Origin of the sequence: Bacteroides sp. AF29-11 (assembly GCF_003602895.1) — a bacterium.
Taxonomy (GTDB): Bacteria; Bacteroidota; Bacteroidia; order Bacteroidales; family Bacteroidaceae; genus Bacteroides; species Bacteroides uniformis.
Map to the genome: position 1 here is coordinate 194919 of NZ_QTLY01000007.1, position 20570 is coordinate 215488.

General features: G+C 39.0%; 21 protein-coding genes and 1 pseudogene. 20 read left to right on the forward strand and 2 right to left on the reverse strand.

Features of this window, described 5'->3' with window-relative positions; all coding sequences use genetic code 11:
* Nucleotides 1–75 precede the first annotated feature (75 nt).
* Entirely contained in the window at nucleotides 76–915 is an 840-nt protein-coding gene (locus tag DWZ03_RS13310) for a DUF4373 domain-containing protein (protein ID WP_034523148.1), read from the reverse strand.
* Between the two features lie 40 nt (nucleotides 916–955).
* Nucleotides 956–1303: an SH3 beta-barrel fold-containing protein gene (locus tag DWZ03_RS13315; RefSeq protein WP_005836353.1), complete on the reverse strand. Its 348-nt coding sequence runs from the start codon at nucleotides 1301–1303 to the stop codon at nucleotides 956–958.
* A gap of 1162 nt (nucleotides 1304–2465) precedes the next feature.
* Between DWZ03_RS13315 and DWZ03_RS13325 the strand changes: the two genes are divergently transcribed.
* The 20 genes and pseudogenes from DWZ03_RS13325 (at nucleotide 2466) to DWZ03_RS13420 (ending at nucleotide 20421) form a co-directional block, all read left to right on the forward strand.
* Nucleotides 2466–3002: a UpxY family transcription antiterminator gene (locus tag DWZ03_RS13325; protein ID WP_005836355.1), complete on the forward strand. Its 537-nt coding sequence runs from the start codon at nucleotides 2466–2468 to the stop codon at nucleotides 3000–3002.
* Between the two features lie 72 nt (nucleotides 3003–3074).
* Complete coding sequence (locus tag DWZ03_RS13330; protein ID WP_005828187.1) at nucleotides 3075–3563, forward strand: UpxZ family transcription anti-terminator antagonist; 489 nt, start codon at nucleotides 3075–3077, stop codon at nucleotides 3561–3563.
* Between the two features lie 217 nt (nucleotides 3564–3780).
* Complete coding sequence (locus DWZ03_RS13335; protein WP_005836356.1) at nucleotides 3781–4788, forward strand: glycosyltransferase family 2 protein; 1008 nt, start codon at nucleotides 3781–3783, stop codon at nucleotides 4786–4788.
* Between the two features lie 4 nt (nucleotides 4789–4792).
* A complete protein-coding gene (locus tag DWZ03_RS13340; protein WP_005836357.1) occupies nucleotides 4793–5863 on the forward strand; it encodes a polysaccharide biosynthesis protein in 1071 nt (356 codons plus the stop codon).
* 17 nt (nucleotides 5864–5880) lie between these two features.
* The gene (locus DWZ03_RS13345; RefSeq protein ID WP_005836359.1) at nucleotides 5881–6969 is read left to right on the forward strand and encodes a DegT/DnrJ/EryC1/StrS family aminotransferase; all 1089 of its coding nucleotides are present in this window, start codon (nucleotides 5881–5883) and stop codon (nucleotides 6967–6969) included.
* 97 nt (nucleotides 6970–7066) lie between these two features.
* Nucleotides 7067–7471 (forward strand): annotated as a pseudogene (locus tag DWZ03_RS20460) (acyltransferase family protein); the annotation flags it as partial.
* A gap of 22 nt (nucleotides 7472–7493) precedes the next feature.
* The gene (locus DWZ03_RS13350; protein ID WP_005836361.1) at nucleotides 7494–8012 is read left to right on the forward strand and encodes a hypothetical protein; all 519 of its coding nucleotides are present in this window, start codon (nucleotides 7494–7496) and stop codon (nucleotides 8010–8012) included.
* A 10-nt stretch (nucleotides 8013–8022) separates the two neighbouring features.
* Nucleotides 8023–8520: a hypothetical protein gene (locus tag DWZ03_RS13355; protein ID WP_005836363.1), complete on the forward strand. Its 498-nt coding sequence runs from the start codon at nucleotides 8023–8025 to the stop codon at nucleotides 8518–8520.
* A 37-nt stretch (nucleotides 8521–8557) separates the two neighbouring features.
* A complete protein-coding gene (locus DWZ03_RS13360) occupies nucleotides 8558–9010 on the forward strand; it encodes a 3-hydroxyacyl-CoA dehydrogenase NAD-binding domain-containing protein (RefSeq protein ID WP_005836364.1) in 453 nt (150 codons plus the stop codon).
* Nucleotides 9011–9088: 78 nt separating this feature from the next.
* Entirely contained in the window at nucleotides 9089–9568 is a 480-nt protein-coding gene (locus DWZ03_RS13365) for a 3-hydroxyacyl-CoA dehydrogenase family protein (RefSeq protein WP_227980181.1), read from the forward strand.
* Between the two features lie 67 nt (nucleotides 9569–9635).
* Complete coding sequence (locus DWZ03_RS13370) at nucleotides 9636–10031, forward strand: hypothetical protein (RefSeq protein ID WP_051013209.1); 396 nt, start codon at nucleotides 9636–9638, stop codon at nucleotides 10029–10031.
* A 3-nt stretch (nucleotides 10032–10034) separates the two neighbouring features.
* Nucleotides 10035–11087: a DegT/DnrJ/EryC1/StrS family aminotransferase gene (locus tag DWZ03_RS13375; RefSeq protein WP_120130265.1), complete on the forward strand. Its 1053-nt coding sequence runs from the start codon at nucleotides 10035–10037 to the stop codon at nucleotides 11085–11087.
* Nucleotides 11088–11361: 274 nt separating this feature from the next.
* The gene (locus DWZ03_RS13380) at nucleotides 11362–11829 is read left to right on the forward strand and encodes a hypothetical protein (protein ID WP_034523150.1); all 468 of its coding nucleotides are present in this window, start codon (nucleotides 11362–11364) and stop codon (nucleotides 11827–11829) included.
* Between the two features lie 307 nt (nucleotides 11830–12136).
* Entirely contained in the window at nucleotides 12137–13129 is a 993-nt protein-coding gene (locus tag DWZ03_RS13390) for a glycosyltransferase family 2 protein (RefSeq protein ID WP_005836369.1), read from the forward strand.
* Between the two features lie 61 nt (nucleotides 13130–13190).
* On the forward strand, nucleotides 13191–14654 hold the full coding sequence (locus tag DWZ03_RS13395; protein WP_005836370.1) for a lipopolysaccharide biosynthesis protein: 1464 nt from the start codon (nucleotides 13191–13193) through the stop codon (nucleotides 14652–14654).
* Between the two features lie 24 nt (nucleotides 14655–14678).
* A complete protein-coding gene (locus DWZ03_RS13400; RefSeq protein ID WP_005836371.1) occupies nucleotides 14679–15848 on the forward strand; it encodes a polysaccharide pyruvyl transferase family protein in 1170 nt (389 codons plus the stop codon).
* Complete coding sequence (locus tag DWZ03_RS13405) at nucleotides 15845–16681, forward strand: SDR family NAD(P)-dependent oxidoreductase (RefSeq protein WP_005836373.1); 837 nt, start codon at nucleotides 15845–15847, stop codon at nucleotides 16679–16681. The genes DWZ03_RS13400 and DWZ03_RS13405 overlap by 4 nt, the downstream gene beginning before the upstream one ends.
* Before the next feature lie 34 nt (nucleotides 16682–16715).
* Nucleotides 16716–17546 (forward strand): hypothetical protein, encoded by an 831-nt coding sequence (locus DWZ03_RS13410; protein WP_005836374.1) that lies wholly within the window; start codon nucleotides 16716–16718, stop codon nucleotides 17544–17546.
* Nucleotides 17547–17551: 5 nt separating this feature from the next.
* Complete coding sequence (locus DWZ03_RS13415; RefSeq protein WP_005836375.1) at nucleotides 17552–19285, forward strand: thiamine pyrophosphate-binding protein; 1734 nt, start codon at nucleotides 17552–17554, stop codon at nucleotides 19283–19285.
* Nucleotides 19286–19383: 98 nt separating this feature from the next.
* Nucleotides 19384–20421 carry a glycosyltransferase gene (locus DWZ03_RS13420; protein ID WP_227980182.1) on the forward strand — a complete coding sequence of 346 codons (1038 nt, stop codon included), beginning with the start codon at nucleotides 19384–19386 and terminating at the stop codon, nucleotides 20419–20421.
* Nucleotides 20422–20570 lie beyond the last annotated feature (149 nt).

Sequence of the window (20570 nt, forward strand, 5' to 3'; positions counted from 1 at the left end):
ACGATATTTGTTTTTTGTATCACACGTTGTTGATTTCCTGCATGACATGTTATTGATAGCTTGTGCCCTGTGGAATCAGCTTCCCGTACTCCGCTTCTCCCTTGCCAGTACCGAGATGATGTACCCTCCCTTGCTGTTCACCTTGTTCCAGTTTGTTCCATTGAATATTTTCCAGACGTAGTTTCCCAGCCTGCCGTAGTCCGATAACTTCAGAATCTTCCTGATTTCCTCCCGGTCGGTGATGTAGAGCTTTTCCAGATTCAGCATGAGGCATTCCAGGTTGTGCGTATTCCTGTTGTAGGCATATCCGGGAATGTCTAAATCAGGATTTCCCTGCGCTCCTCCGCTTTCCCCCGGGGGAGTAAGAGGGGGAAGTGCTTTACTTTCTTTTGCTTTGCTTTCTTCTACTTTGCTTTCTTTGCTTTGTTTGGAATTGCATGCATTTTCAGGGAAAATGTCTGCATCCTGCGTGCAATTTTCCCGTTTTTGCGTACAAGTCTTGTCCTTGTCCGGCTTGTCCTCTTCCGTCTCTACCAGCAGATAGGGCAAGGTGGTGAGGTCTCTTTTCCTCCGTTTGGTGGCTTCCAGCCATACCTTCTGTATTTCGGTAGAGGTCAGCACCCCTTGTTCCCTATAGGTTTTGGGGTCGAAAAAGACTTTCTCCACCAGGATGTCCACGACTCCCTGCATCTCCTGTTCATTGATGTCCCTTCCTGCCTTGTTGGTGAACAGTGTGCATTGCTCCGCGTTCCATTTCAGGTAATATCCGTTTTCCTTATGTATCTTGCACAGCAGTTTCATTACCGCTGCGGTTCCTTTCAGTCCGAACTTGGCTTCCACCAGTTCCACTGCTATCTCTTCGAATAGATTTACTTTGAGGGGGAAATATAGCATTCCCCCATACATCATGGCCATTGTTTTTAGTGTTTAATGATTAGTGATTAATGATTAATGGTTAGCATACGGGGCTCCATTCGAGGAAGTTTTCCAGCTGGAAAGTTCTCCATACCTGCAGTTCCACGTCCCAGAAGGCTATGGTGCTTGTCACTCTTGTGATGTCATAATCTCTTCTGAAGTCTGCCTTGTAGGGCAGTAGGGTGGCTTTCGCCAGCCTAAATGTCCCGTCCTGCTTGTGGTAGGCTATGAGTGCGTGTCCGTATTGCATGTGGTCTATCAGGCTTTCTATCCGTTGGGCCATCCATGTGGCGCATGTTTCCGTGTAGCTCTTTTCCAGCATGATACGTATTTTCCATAGGTTTCTCAGTGCCTCGTGAAGTGGGGCGTGCTTTGTCAACTTTCTCATCTTGTTGTCTTTAAAATTAATAATTGTATTAGTTTGGCAGGAGGTACGCTTATATATAAAAAAGATGCCGCATTCATTGAGAAAGCGGCATCTGCAGGCGGTGTGGCTTCATCCTTACCAAAGTGGCGGCAAAGATAAGTGGTTTATTCCTTAAGTTGTTTATATTTAATTATTGTCAATAAGTTTCGTAGTTTCTGCCCTTTTTTGTTTTATTCCCTATATCTCTCCTGCTACCTTCATTTCCCGCCACACTTCACCGAACTCTTGTATTATAGTGTTTTCTGACAGTCTTTTATAGTCTGGCGTTCTGAAGTCGAAATGTGAGTATGCCCATTGTGCCAATGCCTTGTTGCTTGTCGGCTTTTCTTCTATAAAGTATCTTGATTTTTTCCATAGGATGATGTCTTTAATGACTTCTTTCCTATATTGTGGCAGTATTCCTATAACCTCCCCACTTGAGGGACGTCCTACTCCCGCTTTCGGAGCTGATATGCCGTGCTTTACATTCGTTTCTAGGGGGTCTCTTTTTGTTTTTTTTCCTTACTTTGGAGTGTCTCTTTTGCCTTCATTTTCTAATGTTTTTGGGTTAATAATTAAAATTACTGTAGTTTGTAAAATAAATGCAAAGGTATATCAAGTTTTTTGTTTTTGTGGAGTAAGGATGGAGATAAAAAGCTGGGTTTTATCTTTATGATGGGTTAATGCGTTGATATATAAATGGAAATGACTTTGACTTGGAAGTGTTTTTTAAACGTTCGTTTAATGGACGCAAAGATAAGACTGTTTTTTATATCCTCAAAATGTTTAATAAAAATATTTTGGAAAACCCATCGTATCTCAGTTTAATCTACAGTAATTCAGTACATTAAGTATCTTATTTAATATTTAAAATTTCCATTCCCTTTTATTAACTCATTCCCTATTTCATTTCCTGAAATTTGACGTCCATTAAACGAACGTTTAAAAAACGCTTTTTGTTTGTAATCCGTTCGTTTATAGTCTCTTACCAGAAGGTAATGACGAACTGCAAAAAAACTGTTGGCAAGAAGGGCACAATGCTTGCTGTATTTTACATAAGTAGCTCGCAAATGATTGGATACCAGGTATATATCGAGGGTTCAAAGCCCCAGAGGAATACTCTTCTGTGAACAAAACAACGAAAATGGAAACGGATAACGAGGTTGAAGTCTGGCATGCCATGCGTGCCACATACCGCAGAGAGCTTGATGCGGTGCATCTTCTCGAGAAGGAGAACCTCGGCTGTTTTGTCCCCATGCAATATAAGGTAAGTATCCGTAAGGGTAAGAAAGTCCGTACTTTGGTTCCCGTCATCCGTAATCTGGTTTTTGTCCATGCACGTCCTTCCGACGTACAGCGTGTTAAGTCTCAAATTACTTATTTGCAATATATAACCGATACCCGCAGTGGTCAGAAGATAATTATTCCCGACCATGAGATGCAGCGCTTCATCGCCGTTGCCGGAACCTATAACGACCATTTGCTTTATTTCCAGCCCGAAGAGTTGAATCTGTCGAAAGGAACTAGAGTCCGTATTACGGGTGGTGACTTTGCAGGTCAGGAGGGTATTTTTCTGAAAGTAAAGGGTGCACGTGACCGCCGTGTGGTTATAGAGATACAAGGTGTCATTGCTGTTGCCATGGCCACCATCCATCCGGACCTTATAGAAGTGATCAAATAACGATCACTATGTAGGATGTGGCGAAGTATCTTTTTTCCTCTTTAGAATCTAAAATCATAAATCTGAAATAATATGTCTCTTTTAGAAGAAGCACTCCTCCTTCAGCGTGCTGCGCACGATCTGATGTATTTGGGTATGGACGGGAGTCCTATTTATAGTGATGACTTGTCGCGTCGTAATGGTGAAGTTTATCGTTTGACTACAACTTTATATAATTCCGGCACTTGGGGCACTACAGTGGAGGAACAGGCCAATGTATGTCTCGCTCTTTTAATGGGTTATAGTGCCTCGTTTGTCGACCACGGTGAGAAACAGCAGCATGTGCAGGAGGTTCTGAACCGTTGTTGGGATATTCTGGATACTCTTCCCGCATCTTTGCTGAAGCTCCGTCTGCTCACTGCTTGTTATGGAGAGGTTTTCGATGAGCCTTTGGCAGATGAAGCTCACTCCATCATTGCCTCTTGGAATGCTGCATTGCTGACTGCCGAACAGCAGGAAGCTGTTGATGAGTTTCAGAACGTGATGGAGAATCCTTATCCGTGGGAGGAAGTGAAAGACTAAGCGTCTCACAATGTTCCCATTTGATAACCATTCATGTAGCTTGTTTAAAAAGAAGTTTGTTGCAAGCTAATGTTAAATTCAAAACCAATTAATTAACAAAACTCGGTTTAGGTCACAGTTATGTGCCCTTTCAAAGGGGGATGCCCTAAATTGAGTGCTTACAGGTATATTAAGGAAGAATAAATATAATGGCCAGATAGTATATAAAAAGTGCGATATGAAGGTAAGTGTAATTGTTCCTGTATATAACATGGAGATAACTGTATCCCGTTGTCTTGATTCAATAGTAGGCCAGGATTATAAGGATTTCGAAGTGATTCTAATAAATGATGGTTCCAATGATAAATCACCGGAAATCTGCAAGGATTATGTTAGGCGCTATGGGAATATTAGATATTTTTCTAGAGAGAATAAAGGATTGCCATACACTATTAAAGAGGGGTTAGACCATTCGATAAGCGATTTCGTTACGTTTGTTGATAGCGATGACTATGTAGAGCCTAATCTTCTTAGTACATTGGTCAAGGCACAGAAAGAGGTAAATGCAGACATAGTTCAAAGTGGTATTGCCTATATAGGAGTAGATGGGTCGTTAAAAAGTGAATTTAAGATGAAAAATTCTCTGATTACTGACAAAAGCAAGATATTCCATGCATATTTTATTGAAAAGTCAGTAAACAACACTATGGCAAGTGCCTTGTTTAGAAAGAAACTGTTTGAAGATATACCTTTCTCGCAAGATCTTCTAAGTATTGATATACAGGTAATGCCTCTTGTCCTTACAAAATTTTCAGTTTTTCGCCAAATTGAGGATGTGCTATATAATGCCGTTCAATATCCTAATAGTGTAAGTAGGGGGGCTAGAATAGATAAAATGTATGAAGATAGAAAAAAACGTAATATTCTATTAGAATCATTTTTTTCTCAACATGCACCTGAATTAGGAGATTATATGTTGTATCGTAAGTCTATGGACTCTTTGTTCCTGTATGATAAAATCAGAACATCTGGTGACGATATAGAGGAAAATATATTGAAGAAGATTAAGGAGGAATGTAGGCAATGCTTCCGTACATATTACCCGAAGCTGTTGAATTCGAATTTATATATTCAATTCGACAAAAAGGATAAAATCAAGTTGAAGCTTTTTAGTATTAGCCCCCAATTGTATATATGCATTATGGGATTATATGAAAAATGGATGAATCGTAATACAAATTATTGATAATATGAGTGTATTTAAAGACAAAGTCTTGTTGATAACAGGCGGAACTGGCAGTTTCGGAAATGCCGTTCTCCGTAGGTTCCTTACGAGTGATATTAAGGAGATTCGTATTTTCTCGCGTGATGAAAAGAAGCAGGACGAGATGCGTCACCGCCTTCAGGCACAGCATCCCAATGAAGCAGCAAAGGTTCATTTCATAATAGGAAATGTACGCGACTTTGATGCTATTGATGCTGCCATGCATGGCGTTGACTATGTTTTCAGTGCTGCTGCATTGAAGCAGGTTCCAGCTTGTGAGTTCTATCCTATGCAGGCTGTACGTACCAACATTTTCGGTTCTGAGAATGTATTGGAGGGAGCCGTGCGAAATAAAGTGCAGCGTGTAGTGGTACTCTCTACAGACAAGGCCGCTTATCCTATCAATACGATGGGTATGACCAAGGCTTTAATGGAGAAGCTGGCTATCAACAAGAGCCGCGATCCCCGTACTCGTGAGAGTGGCACTGTAATCTGTGCCACCCGTTACGGTAATGTGATGTGCAGTCGTGGAAGTATTATTCCGCTATTCATCGAACAGATTAAGACAGGCAAGCCCATGACCGTTACAGTGCCGGAAATGACTCGCTTTATGATGTCTCTTGACGAAGCTGTCAATCTTGTCGTGTTTGCATTCACTCATGCCAATCCTGGCGATCTGTTCGTACAGAAAGCCCCTGCTGCCACTATTGAAATTTTGGCTCAGGCTGTAAAAGAAATCTTCCATGCAGATAACGACATTCAGGTAATTGGTGCCCGTCATGGAGAGAAGATGTATGAGACCCTTTGTACCAGTGAGGAGATGGCAAAGGCAGAGGATATGGGTGACTTCTATCGTGTGCCAGCTGACATGCGCAACCTCAACTACGACCAGTATATTGATAACTTCGGTCATCGTGTGGATTGTGAGCAGTATAACTCGGACAATACCCACCGCCTTGACCTCGAAGGAATGAAGAAGATGCTGCTCTCGCTGGATTATGTTCAGGAGCAGCTGAAGGAGTATGAAGCGGAGTTGGCTAAGAAAGCAGGGAAATAAAAATCGGTTAAACGACTATGATACCTTTAGTAAAACCCTATTTTCCTCCACGCGAGGAATTGATGCCCGCTCTTGAAGAAATAATCTATAGCGGCTATGTGGCTACAGGCCAGCCTGTGTATGACTTTGAAGATAAATTTAAGGCATATATAGGCAATCCTAATATTATTTCCGTCCATTCAGGAACTGATGCATTACATCTAGCTTATATACTTGCGGGTATTAAGGCGGGAGACGAGGTTATCAGTACTCCTATGACCGCAGAACCTACCAACACCACCATTGCTATGGTAGGCGCTAAAGTGGTTTGGGGAGATGTTGATCCTCAGAACGGTCTGCTTGACCCGAATAGCGTTCGCTCTCTGATTACTGAAAAGACCAAAGCAATTGTGTTGGTGCATTATGCCGGTATGGTGTGCGACATGGACGAGTTCTACAAAATCTCCAAGGAGTTCAATATCCCCATTATCGAGGACGTTGCCCATGCAATGGGCAGCAAGTACAATGGCAAGATAGTGGGAAATTATTCCGATTACACCATTTACTCCCTACAGGCCATTAAGCACATGACCACTGTTGACGGAGGATTCCTGGCTATGAAAGATGGCTTACAGTTAGAGCGTGCCAAGCGTCTGCGTTGGTTCGGTCTTTCCAAGGATAAGAGCCGCCTGGAGAATGACATTACTGAGGTTGGGTATAAGTATGCTATGAACAATGTAAACGCCACCATTGGCCTCTGTCAGATGAAGCATATTGAAGAAACCATAGGCAAGTACATTGCTAATGGTAAGTATTATGATGACGCGCTGAAAGGTATCCCCGGAATAGAGATGGTGAAGTACAACAATAATACAGAACCCTCATACTGGCTTTATACCATGAAGGTAGAGCGAAGGGATGACTTCTGTCGCATGATGGAAGAAAACGGCATTAGCGCTTCGCAGCTACATCATCGCAGTGATACCCATAGCATCTTCAAGGAGTCAAAACGAGAGCTGCCAAATATGGAAGAGTGGTACAGTCACTTCGTTCACATTCCTTGTGGCTGGTGGGTAAGCAAAGAAGATAGAGAAAAGATAGTTGAAGTAATCAAAAAAGGCTGGTAAAAATGTCATCCCGAAATCTCACTGCCGTTGAGGGCTTGAGATTCCTCTTCTTCCTTGGAATTTTCGTCTTTCATTGTGTAAGTCGTTGGATGCAAATATGTTGGTAGTAGAAGCCTTTTTAGTCATAGCCTCCTATTTCCTTACTAGTAAGTTCTTAAAAACTGAGCAGAGCGAAATTGCCGTAGGTGAAGTTTTTTTGCATAGAATAAAACGTCTCTATCCGGCTTATTTGACAATAGTATTTCTCTTTACAGTTGTTCTATTTGCTCATACCCGTAGAGTCAACCCAGAGTCTCTCTGGTATATTCTTTCGTTACAGAATTTTCGGGTTCTTTTTGATCATGCAACATATGATCTTGATGGTTTCCTTGGTCATTTCTGGTATATTGGTCTGGATGTATGGCTGTTCCTGTTGTGGGTGGTCATCATGCGGATGGTTCCGAGAAAATACTTAAAGGTAGCCTTTGTGATCTCTGTCATTTTTGGTATAGCATGGCGAACATCTTTCATATTAATGGGCAAATATGGCTGCATCCTATGTGATACCTATTGGACAATTGGACTGTTGGGCTTTAGGTGGTTTGTTGGCATTGAACATCAAAGAGAAAGGGAAAAGCAATGTCGTGATGTTGCTGGAGATTACTCTGGGAATATTAGGCATTGTAGGATTAACCATTTACAATGCATTTCTTTCAGGTTGTTCAATAGGAGAATCTTATCAGTTGTGGCATAGCTCAGGAGGATATGTGCACAACATTCTGACAGGAAACATCCATTTTGTCATTGCGTTGTTATCTGTTGGGATATTAAGGTTCTGTATTGATACAACACGCCATCATCCAATTTTATCATCAGCACCTTTGGTGGCATTAGGTGGTATGACTTATGAGCTCTACTGTTTTCATTATCCGATAAAAGTTTTTGTAAAGCATCTTATTCAGAATGATTATTTGATGGTTATAGCAGCACTAATTGCAACATGTATAGTTACATTGTTGTGGAGTAGGTATGCTATGCCTGTTTTTAAAAAGATAATTAAGTAAACAATACTTGATGAATTTAGAAGTTATTAAGCACAGAGATATCCTCTTTAGGGACCTTCTTCGTGCTATTGCCATGAAGTCCGTCGGTTGGTCTTATTCTTTGGAGAGTCAGGTTAGGTGGATTGTGGACAATATGCACGATGAAGATGAACATGTCTTCCTGAAAGATGGTGATAAAGATATGGCTTATATGACACTTTCTCCAGTTACGGGTATGCTGAACGGCTCACTTGCATCCTTTTTGGGTGTGGGCTGCGTTTGTTCTGCCAAGCCCGGAATGGGGGGGGGGGGAATGCTTATGCTTAATGTTAATGAACTGATTAAAGAAAGAAAAACTTTAGGACTATTATTCTGTAAAAATGAACTAGTAAAGTTTTATAGTAAATACGGTTGGCAGCTCATACCCAAACAGGCGCTGATACTTGAACCCGGGCACGATAGCATAAACACTATGTTATTTAACTGTCATGTTGATGGGGTCTTAGAATATAAAGATAAACTTTTTTAATTCTATTCGAGTATAGCGCACTACGTTATACTTGAATATGAATTTAAAGATAAAAACAGTTACCGTCGTTGGCGCAAACGGCACAATGGATACGAATGTATCCGGTATCTTTGCATCATTTGGCGACGCCATGGTTTACATGATAAGCCGTGACAAAGAGAAGTCTAAGAAGGCCGCTTTGAAGGCCGGAAAGACAGTGAAGGCAGGTAGCATTGTGGGTCACCTGATACCGACTGACTACTCGATGCTTGAAGAGTGTGTATCGAAGTCCGACCTTGTGTTTGAGAGTGCTGCGGAGAATTTGGAGTTGAAGATTTACCTCCACACAAAGATAGGAAAGGCGTTGAGGAAAGACGCTATTGCTGGCATTGGTTCTTCCGGACTGTCAATTACCCGTCTGGCAGAATGCTATCCTGAAGATGTTCGAGGGCAGTTCTTCGGAATCCACATATTAGCTTCCGCTCTGCGAGCTGACGGCATCACCCTATAGTGATATGGCGCTGTATGGAGATTTGAAGGACTATCTGACCAACGTGCTGCATCATACCGTTGCAGAGAGAGCAAAGACTTGCCTGCATTCCTTGGCAACCGCATAGGCTTCTATGTAATGAATGAGGCATTGCAGTATGCAGAACGCTATGCAGATAATGGTGGCATTGACTATGTTGACGCCCTGCTTGGTCCGTTTACTGGTCGCACTATGCCTCCTATCACTACGGCAGATTTTGCTGGGCTGGATGTGCATAAAGCCATTGTGGACAATATTTATGAGAATACGAACGACTATGTACACGAGAAGTTTGTACTGCCCGACTATGTGCAGAAATTGATTGACCAGAAGAAACTGGGTCGCAAGTCGGGTGAGGGTCTGTATAAGTTCATCAAGAACGGTAGTGGTGACAACCGCATGATGGTGTATGACATCAAGCTGGGTATCTACCGTGACGAGATAAAATATACTTTCCCGTTTGCCTTGCAGATGAAGCAGTACCTGCGTGACGGTGACTATGATGATGCTATCCGAGTGCTGATTAACAACAAAAGTTAGGAGGCAGATATTTGCTTGCGTTTCTTGCTTCGCATATATTGTATATGCCCTCTATATAGCAGAGCACGTGGGTATACCAATAATAGGGGATAATTGCGATATACACCCCTCAGCTGTAATCCATTTATGTCATGATGCTTATGTGGGTAATAATACGACTGTAGGCAATGCTCTATTTGAAGGAGTTACTGAGGTTGGTCCTTATTCAAAGTTGGATAATCACGTACATTTTGCCCATAACTGCAAGTGCGGCGAGAACTGTTTTATCACAGCTTGTTCATTGTTGATGGGCTCTACCACATTGGACAATAATGTTTGGCTTGCTCCTAATGCTGTAACACTCAATGGTGTTCATGTTCATGATGATGGTTTTGTTGGAGCAATATCTTTTGCCAATAAAGAAGTGTTTGAAGGTGAGGTTGTTGCCGGTATACCTGCAAGAGTTTTAAGAAAAATCACATAATAAATGATTCCATTGTTTAAACCCTACATGCCTGAGAAATTACCTAAGCTAGATTATATTCTACATTCGGGTGCTTTGGCGTATGGCAAGTGGGGACATGAATTTGAAAAGAGATTAGGTGAGTATATTTACAATAGCCAAATACTTGCCACCAATAGTTTTAATGCGGCATACCAGCTGGCAATTACAACGTTGGGCTTGCAGCCAAAAGATGAGGTAATTGGTTCTCCGATGACATGTCTGGCTTCCAACCAACCTTTTGCCACACAGCATGTAAAGGTGATTTGGGCTGACATTGAGCCTGCTACCGGTATGCTTGATGTAGGGGACGTGAGGAAGAAGATCACTCCACGTACAAAGGCTATACTGGTTAATCATTTCTGCGGCTATGTTGGCTATGTGGATGAGGTTTTGGCACTTGCAAAAGAATATGGCCTGTATGTAATAGAAGATGCCATAGAGGGGTTTGGGGCTGAATACAAAGGAAAAAAAGTGGGAAATCTTAGTGCAGATGTAACTGTCTATTCATTCCAGACTGTCAGATTGCCCAATACCATTGATGGTGGAGCTGTGTCATTCAAGGATAAGGCTCTTTATGATAAGGCTGTGCTTGTTCGTGATTATGGTATTGACCGTCCTCGATTCCGAGATGATATGAAGGAAATAAGCCCGTTGTGTGATATAGCATTGCCTGGTTATGGAGCCACACCCTCTGAAATCAATTCCTACGTGGGTTGTATACAAATGGAAGTAATTGATGAATTACTTGAAAAGCAGCAACAACAGGCAAGAAAATGGGATGTGCTATTAGATGAGAAAGAGGTAAAGCCAGTTTCCGTTGTAGCTGGAACCAAGCCCAATTATTGGGTATATGGAGTGTTGGCTGAAAATAAACGTGTTTTTATGGAAGAGTGGAGATTGAAGGGCTATTACGTATCTGGTGTTCACCTTCCTAACACATATTACTCAGTTTTCGGTAAGCAGCCGGAGCTGAGAGGAGTACTGGAGTTTTACAGTAAATATGTAGCACTGCCTTGTGGGTGGTGGTTGGAGTAGGAGATAGATAATGGTGTAGAACATTAAAAATATCGGCTTGATATGCGGAACCTGAATATTGATAGCTTGAAGTTTTACCTATTTATAGGAGTCTTTTTATTTCATCATGCAGGGCTGTTTTGCCCCATAGAATGGGGGTAACTATCTATTTGTCAATCACCTCCTTTTTTTTACAAGGAAGCTAATTGAAGAAAAGAAAGATAATATTAACGTAAAAGCACTTGCGATAAAGCGTTGGAAAAGGCTCTCTCCGTTTTATCTTACAGTAGTAATATTGCTGACCATTTATTACTGGGTTTTAAACCAAAATGTTCCAGGAGATTTTTGGAGTTATTTTGTATATGCTCAGAACTTCTATTGGGCAATAAAAGGTGATGTTGGGACAAGAGTGCCTGCAAGTTACCATTTTGGGTATCTAATATTAGATTTTTATTTATTCATAGTTTGGACAAGAGTGATTGAATATACTAAGAATGATAGGTTATTGAGGATTTTCTGGTGTATGCTCGTGTTCAGTATTGTGTATCGGTGTGTTATACCGCAAATAACAGGTAATGCAATATTAGCATATACGATGCCTTGGGGAATGTTTGATGCGTTTTCAGTTGGAGGAATTCTTGCAATAAGAACTAAGGAAAAGAAACCGTTGTTGAAGACAGGACATATATCTGCTATTGTTGCTGTTTTACTGTTTATAATTTGTGTGGTTTCTATGATGAGGGCAAACAATGTCGGGGGGTAAGGGCTATAACCATGTTCTCTACGTCAAACAATTATGGTGAAAGCCCTATTACGATGCAAATCTTTACCGTGATGACATTGTTGTCATGTTCATTGATTCGCTATTGCCTGTCAATTAAGAAAAACTGTATTTTTACAAATAATAAAATCGCAAACCTTGGTGGATTGTCATATGAGTTACATGTCTTACATTTCCCTATCTTGTTTTTTGTTGCTCAAGTCGTTGAGAATAAATGGATTGTTGGAATAGCAGCATTCTTGATAACTATTGGATTATCAAAACTCTGGAAGTTAATATATAAATGAGTATGGATAAAAAAGTAAGTATAGTTGTTCCATTGTACAATATGGAAGACTTGGTAGGTAAGTGCTTGGACAGTCTTGTAAAACAGACATACAAGAACTTGGAAATTGTTGTTGTTGATGATGGGTCATCGGACAACAGCGGTAAGATAGCTGATGAGTATGCTGCAAAATATCCGCAGATTGCAGTTCTGCATCACGAGGTTAATAAAGGAATTGCCTGTGGAATTATCAATGGAGTGAAAAAAGCTATAGGAGAATATGTGACACTTGTGGATAGCGATAACTATATCTCAGAGTTGATGATTGAACGGTTGGTCGAGCTCAAAGAATCCTATCGAGCTGATATAGCCCAGGGAGAGGCCTTGTGCTATATTGATGAGAGCGAGATAGAAAACAGACTAAAGGTAGAACCAGCAGTCATTGTGCTAGACTCGGAGCTGAATATAAGGGAAGATTTCTTGATGAAGAGGCATATAACAAATAATCTTTCAGTAAAGTTATTCAATAAATCATGGTTTGATGAAGTTGATATACCTGAAGGACGTCAGGTTGTAGATACGTTGACAATGCTGCAGATGGTGGGAAAGTGTAAGAGATATGTATGCACTACGGAACCTCTTTACTACGCATATATGGCCCCTAATAGTATTTCGCGTGCAGAAGTTACTGAGAGGAGAATATCTGATACAATTTATGCTAATGATTTTTATATATCGTATATAAGTAAGAATTGGCCTATTTTCTCTGACTACCCAGCGTTTCGAACTGCCAGTACAGCCTTGTGGGCATACTCTAACGTGAAGAGGAGTGGAAAAATTAAAGAACTGAAGAAGAAAGAGCTATTGAAGAAATTTAGGGATGATTTTGTGCAAAATTTCAAATATGCCAAGGAGACATCTTATTTTGAAATGATGCCTAAAATGCAGCGGACGATATGGGGCGTTTTCTATCATGTGCCTGCGTTTTATAACTTGATTTTGTCACTCCGTAGTTGAGTTGCATGAGTCTGAATTAAAAAGGAAACTCTATCGCAATCAAGTAAATAAGTTAAATTAAATGGAGGAGCAACAAGTATCAAGAAGAAAAGTTTTTTCTGGGCTGTTCTGGGTGTATTTGGAGACAATATGCGCTCAGGCAGTGACTTTTGTTGTCACCATCATCCTGGCAAGACTCCTTTCGCCAGCTGACTATGGAATTATCGCATTGGTGATGGTATTTGTCAATGTCGCCAACGTATTTGTAACATCCAGTTTTAGTTTCGCCCTCATACAAAAGAACGATGCAGACGATCTTGATTATCAAACTATGTTTTGGTTCAATATCGTGGTATCATTTCTTTTGTTTGCTGTGCTATTTGTTATTGCTCCTACAGTCGCCAATTATTATGATATTCCCTTGCTTTCACCTGTACTTAGGGTGCTGGCCTTGAAGATACCGCTGTCTGCTTACAATAGCATACAGTTGGCTAAGGTGTCGCATGATCTTAATTTTAAAAAGTCGTTCATGTCCACCTTCGGTAGCACAATATTGTCTGGGGCTATTGGAATTGTGATGGCCTATACAGGTTATGGCATTTGGGCATTGGTAGTACAGGTTATTTCCAACATCCTGTTTAATACAGTGTTTCTGATGACTATCGTGAAATGGTTGCCCAAATTGCAATTCTCATTTATTCGGCTTTTACCATTGATAAATTATGGATGGAAGCTTCTCGCAACGGGGCTTATGTTTACCGGCTATTCGGAGCTTTGTAAATTGATAATAGGAAAGAGATACAGTGCTGACGATTTAGGTTATTATGACAAGGGAACACAATTTCCACATTTTATAGCATCCAATGTTGACAGCACAATAAACCGGGTTCTTTTCCCTGCATTATCGAACCAGCAGGATGATCGCATAAGGCTAAAGGAGATTACAAGACGTTCAGCAAAGACGAGTGCATATATTATGACTCCGATTCTGTTTGGTCTGGCCATTACTGCGCCCACCATTGTACATTTGCTGCTGACTGATAAATGGTTGCCATGTGTACCTTTTATACAGATAATGTGTTTTTCCTGGTGGTTACAGCCCACGCAAAGTTGTTCCGTTCAAGGAATCAAGGCAATAGGTCGCTCGGATATCTATCTGAAAGTGGAGATAATAGCGAAGATATGTGGATTGATACTTCTGTTTTCTTCGATCGTATTGTTCGATACTACAATTGCCATAGCAGTTAGTATGTTGATGACACAGATAATAGCCGTGATTCTATATGGTTTCTATTCGCAGAACTTGATAGGATATAAAATGAAGGCTCAATTGAGTGATTTATTATCCTGCGGCATGATAGGGCTAATAATGGTTGTAGCGGTTTTAATCGTGGGGAAAATAGAATTGAATAATATTTTGGTTCTTCTGATGCAAATTTTTACAGGAGCCATATGTTACATTGCTTTTTCTTGGCTTTTTAAAATCGAGGCGTTCAATTATTTGTATGTTATTGCAAAGAAACATAAGTATTCCATCAAGAGATAATATACGCAGATTATATGTAACCCAATGAATACAAGAATAATTATAGAGAATAGTAAGAGTTATGCAAAAATTGGTTTAGTTACTTTTCATGACTTTAATTATGGATCAGCTCTTCAATGTTTTGCGACTCAAAAATATCTTGGATTAAAAGGTTTTGATTGTGAAATTATTGAAAGAAAGCCTCCAAGAGTTAGAATTTTGGGCTATATCTCTACTGCATGGAGTCTTTTTTCATTATGTTTATTGAATCCGAAATCATTTAGAATAATCCTTTCAATATTTACATCGGAAAGACGGGGGGCATTGAGAATAACAGATAAGTCAGAATCTTTGATTACAGGATTTAATGATTCTTTTTTAAATGTTGTAAATTATTCTTATTCTAAATTGAAAAGAGAAGCAAGGAAAAAGCATTTTTTATTGTTTCTTTCTGGAAGCGATCAGGTATGGAAGGCAAATCGTATCAATTTGTATAATCATTACTTTTTGCGCTTTGCACCCAAATACAAAAGGGTTTCCTGGGCTGCTAGTTTTGGAGGAGGTGTAATTGCACCTTATAATAAAAAAAGATATGCAAAATTTATTAAAGAATACTATGCGATTTCAGTAAGAGAGCCAAGTGCAGTCAAGATGGTAAAACAACTTTCTAATCGAGATGCGACTTGTCTCGCAGATCCAGTAATTCTTCATAATAAAGATATGTGGAGAGAGCTATATAAAAAAAACGCGAATACTTTAAATCAAGGGAATAAATATATATTGTATTTTTTTCTTGACCATCCTTCGGTTTTAGCTATTGACTCCACAATGCAGTTGGCACAACAGACAGGATATCGTGTTGTTAGTTTCGGTTACATGCAAAAAAACATAGAGAATCATATAGATGGTGGACCATGGGAGTTTCTTTCTATGATTGATGGGGCGGAATATGTGATGACGGATTCCTTCCATGCCACAGTGTTCGCTTTACTATTTCATAAAAATTTTTATGTGTTTGATAGGCAATATGTGCATAAACAATCTCAGTCATCAAGAATAACAGATTTGTTGGCATTACTAAATTTATCCGATAGATATAATACAATTCATATTGATAATAATAATATAAATTATTCGCTTGTAGATGAAGTTTTATCGACTTATAGACAAGAGTATGACAATTTTTGCAAACAGATTTTTAGAAATATTATATGAATACGGCAATTGTTAAAAGGGCGTTTAGATACATTTTTCGGGGAATACCACGGCCACATATTAGTATTGCGGTAAAAAATTTTACGACACGACGTCTTGAAGGAAGAAAAATTTTAATAACTGGTGGTGGCAAGGGAATAGGTTATTGGATTGCCAAAAAATGCGTATCTGAAGGAGCAAAAGTGTTGATTTGCGGAAGGCAAGAAGAAACTCTCCGCAGAGCTTGCCGGGAATTAGGCGAATCTTGTCAATATATTAAGTTTGATGTTTCTAGTATTATTGACATACCATCTTTTTTAAATGAAGCGTTCTTAAGAATGAATGGTATAGATAGCCTTGTGAGTAATGCGGGTATATCTTTACATGAGGGCTCTTTTAAAAATGTAACGGAGAGTGGTTTTGATGCTCAGTTCAAAGTTAATTTTAAGGCACCATATTTTCTTGCTAAATATTTCGTTGAAAAAATCGAAAATGAAAAGATAGGCTCTGCTAATATTCTATTCGTTACATCGGAACGTGGAAGCTTTTGTACTTCTATACCATACGGCCTTACTAAGTCATCTTTAAAAAGCTATGTTGGTGCATTGTGTCGTTATTATTGTTTTAATGAACGTATACGAGTAAATGCAATTGCCCCAGGAGTAACCTCATCTGAAATGACAGGATATAGTGAAAACGGAGATTTTCAAACTGATGACAGCCCAAACGGCCGTATATTTCATCCGGCAGAAATGGCTAATGTTGCTTGCTTCTTACTCAGTGATGAAGCATCGTGTATTAGTGGAGAGACTATTCATTGTGATTTTGGGAGACATCAGAGTGTAATCGATTAGTATAGGAAAAACATGAACATCAAATAGGTTTTTTATGATTGATAGCATTATTTCGTGTTTAAACGCTAAAGGTGTAGTAAGATTTGTTAATACAACTACACAGATAAAAGAAAAAATATCATACCCTTCCAATATAGAATGGTATTATATTGAAGATGTTAGAAGTGCTGTTTTTAACGCATATGGAATGTCAAAGATTAGCCATTCTCCAGTTGCTATTATAGTGGAGGAGGCCTACTTACCTAATACATATACTGCACTCACGGAAGCATGGCTTCAAAGAGTGCAAGTGATTGTATTGGCACTGAATAGTATGAATTTGGATAGTTCGTTCTATTTGAATAGGTGCGTTGATGCATCTATCCTAATCGATAATGTGGAAACAATTGAAGGTGTAGTATGTAATGCTATTCAACATCATGGACCTTCTCTTATAAAAATAAAGGAGGAGGTAAACGAAGAAAAAAAGATTGATTATACCAATCTATTTTCAATTATAGATTTGTGCGCGAAGGATAAAAAAGTTTTATGTTATAATCCTCAATATGGTAATAAAGACTATGAATTTATACCACCAGAGTATAAATATGGTGTTATTTCAAAATATGTAGGACAACTTATAGGAGGAAAGCAATCGGTTTTATGTATTCCAGAATACTTATTGGCATTGGATACAAATATATTTAATTTCAGGGATTTTCCTGACGGTTTCAAATTAATTGTAAAATACTCCGACGGTGTTTGTTGGGGGCGTCTTAATACTTGGATGCAGAGGAATAACATCAACACATATGTTGTAGACGGTCGTTCGTTTGAATATACGACAATGAATTTTAAGCCCAATTATGCAATCTTAGTAAAATAGAGGTTATGAAGACAAAGATAAAACAGGTACAGCAGATTGTATCATTATTAAAACAAAATAATATACGACATTTTGTCCTTTCGCCAGGGACGAGACATGTGGCCTTTGTACATATTGTTGAAATGGATCCCTTTTTTAGGTGTTATTCTATCGTAGACGAGCGAAGTGCCGCATTTTTTGCTCTTGGACTCTCTGAGGCATTAGATGAACCCGTTGGTTTTGCTTGTACATCAGCTACTGCATCATGCAATTATATGCCGGCTATGAAGGAGGCTTATGAGAGAAATATTCAGTTGGTAGCATTAACTTCAGACAAGCAAAGATATCAGAGATTTCATGGTGTTAGTCAAGTAATAAACCAAGTTGATATGTTCGCACCATATTGTCGATATGCTGTAGATTTGCCCGAAGTGAATGATTCCATGGATGAATGGTTCTGCAATCGTTGTATTAATGAAGCATTGTTAGAAATGGATCATCATGGAAGAGGCCCTATTCAAATAAACTTTCTAGAGCCCAGTAGCATTGATGAACTATCCATCTTTTACGATGGTAATATGCCTGTGTGTCGAAAAATAAATAGAATTGAGGATTGGTCACAAATTAATGAGTGGAAAAATGTACTTGCAGCAAAAAAAAGAATTCTTGTTGTTTGTGGTCAGTATCAGGAGTTTACAGGGTGTTTAAGGTCAAGTATAAGAAAGTTTTATGAGAAATATAATTGTGCGGTATCATTTGATGCGTTTTCAAATGTTGCAGACAAAGACTTTATTCAAACAATGTTGTTGTCAATAACACTTAATCAGAAGGAACTGCTAAGTTTGAAACCAGATCTTATTATTACATTTGGAACAAAATATTTCTCAGACATTGTCTCACGTTTTGCGGGAATGGGAATTGAACACTGGGAAATCAATTTTGAAGGTCGTATTTTTGACACAAGCAGGTCGCTTACTAAAATATTCGAGTTTACTCCAGAGGAATTTTTTGACAAAGTTTCCTATAATATCACGACAAACGATAAGCAGTATGATAAATTGTGGAGGGCTTTGAATGAAAGCCGAGATAATTCTATAGATGAATTTACTAATTATTATGTTGCAAAAAAGGTTTTGGAATCTTTGCCCGAAGGCAGTAATGTTCATGCAAGTGTTCTGAATAGTATGAAATTCACAAATATGAGTAAGCTCCCACAAAATACTATTGCAACAGGTAACAATTGTGCAGATGGAATAGATGGAGCTCTCTCTACTTTTATTGGCCAAGCCGAAGTGCTTGATAGTCTCTCGCTGCTTGTTATAGGGGATTTGAGCTATTTGTATGATCTAAATGCAGCTATCCATGACTTTAAAAATAACACTAGAGTTTTACTCATTAATAATTTTGCGGGGGGCGAATTCCATTTTAATATTGGGAAGAAAAAAATATCCACACTTGAACAGCATATAGCGGCTGGACATCATACAAAAATACAAGATGCTATTGGTTTATCTAATTTTCAATACATAGCTGTTCATAATAAAGGCGAATTAGAAGAAAAACTTTCACTTTTTTTGCGGGAAAGTGAAAATCCAATTTTAATGGAGGTCTTTACCAACCCTGAACTCGATGGTTCTTCCTTGAAAAAACTTATTCGAAATAATATAAAAATGACACCAGAAAGGCTGATAGCTGGGTTCGTTAACAAGTTCCTAGATTGTAGGACTAAATATGCGATAAAAAAATTCTTACATAGATAAAAGTAATATAATCTTTTAGTATTATTCGATTAATGCGTGTATTAATATACGGTTTTACCGGAAACGTTTTAGGGGGGATTGAGGTATATACCCTCAATATGAGCGAATACATGTCTGATGATTGTGTGTTTGATTATATTGTTGACGGGGATGAATGTGCATATAGAGAACGGATAACGAAAAGAGGTGGAAAAATATTTTTTGTTCCTTGGGTAAGAAGACATCCTCTTGGGTATATAAACAAATTGTGGCGTATTTTTGGTGAAGAGAAGAAGTCTGGCACAAATATATTATATCATCAACTATTTACAATGTCTAACCTCATACCAGATGTTATTGCAAAACTTAGGGGATATAAGGTAATTTTACATGCTCATAATAATGGACTACAGAAAGGCGGAAGAATGTATTTGATGGCACACAATTTAGGAAAAATTCTTTCGAGATTCTGTGGTTTTGTGATGTTCACAAATTCCCAGTTGTCCTCAGATTATATGTTTGGGAAGGGTGTTAATTCGAAGCTTATATATAATGCTATTGATGTTGGGAAGTTCGCTTTTAAACAAGAACATAGAGATTGTATAAGAAAAGAATTGGACTGTCAGAGCAAGACGGTAATAGGATTTGTTGGTAGACTTGTAGACCAGAAGAATCCTTTGTTCATGCTTAAAGTCTTCGCTGAAATTCATAAACTTCGTCCGAATAGTGAGCTTTGGATAATTGGAGAAGGAATTTTGAGAGGAAAAATGGAAGTAGAAATAAACGAGCAAGGGATATGTTCATCAGTAAAATGGCTTGGACGAAGAGAGGATGTCAATAGATTGATGCAAGGAATGGATCTTTTGTTACAGCCGTCAGTATTTGAAGGCTTAGGAATAGTACTTGTTGAAGCTCAAGCAACAGGCCTTGCCGTTGTTTCCTCAGAAGTCGTTATACCAAAAGAGGCAGTGATTTCTGATAGAATAAAGCTCTTACCGCTTAGCGAAAAATCTGCATATTGGGCTGCTGAAAGTGTTAATCTTTTAGATTCGTGCTGTGAATCTTATGATAGAACCAATGCAATAGTTCCAGATTGTTACAATATACAGCATGAGGCAAAGAGACTTGAAAGCATGTTAAAAGAACTGATTAGTTAATAAGATGATTATACCTGTTAAAACCAGTAAGTGGTTCACTTATTATCTATTATTTCTCCCGTTAGTAATGATGTACAGTGTGCCTGGTACTGGAATACGGATTCCTACGCTTTTGACAGCAATTGCAATGTTGTATTCTCTCTTGCAGT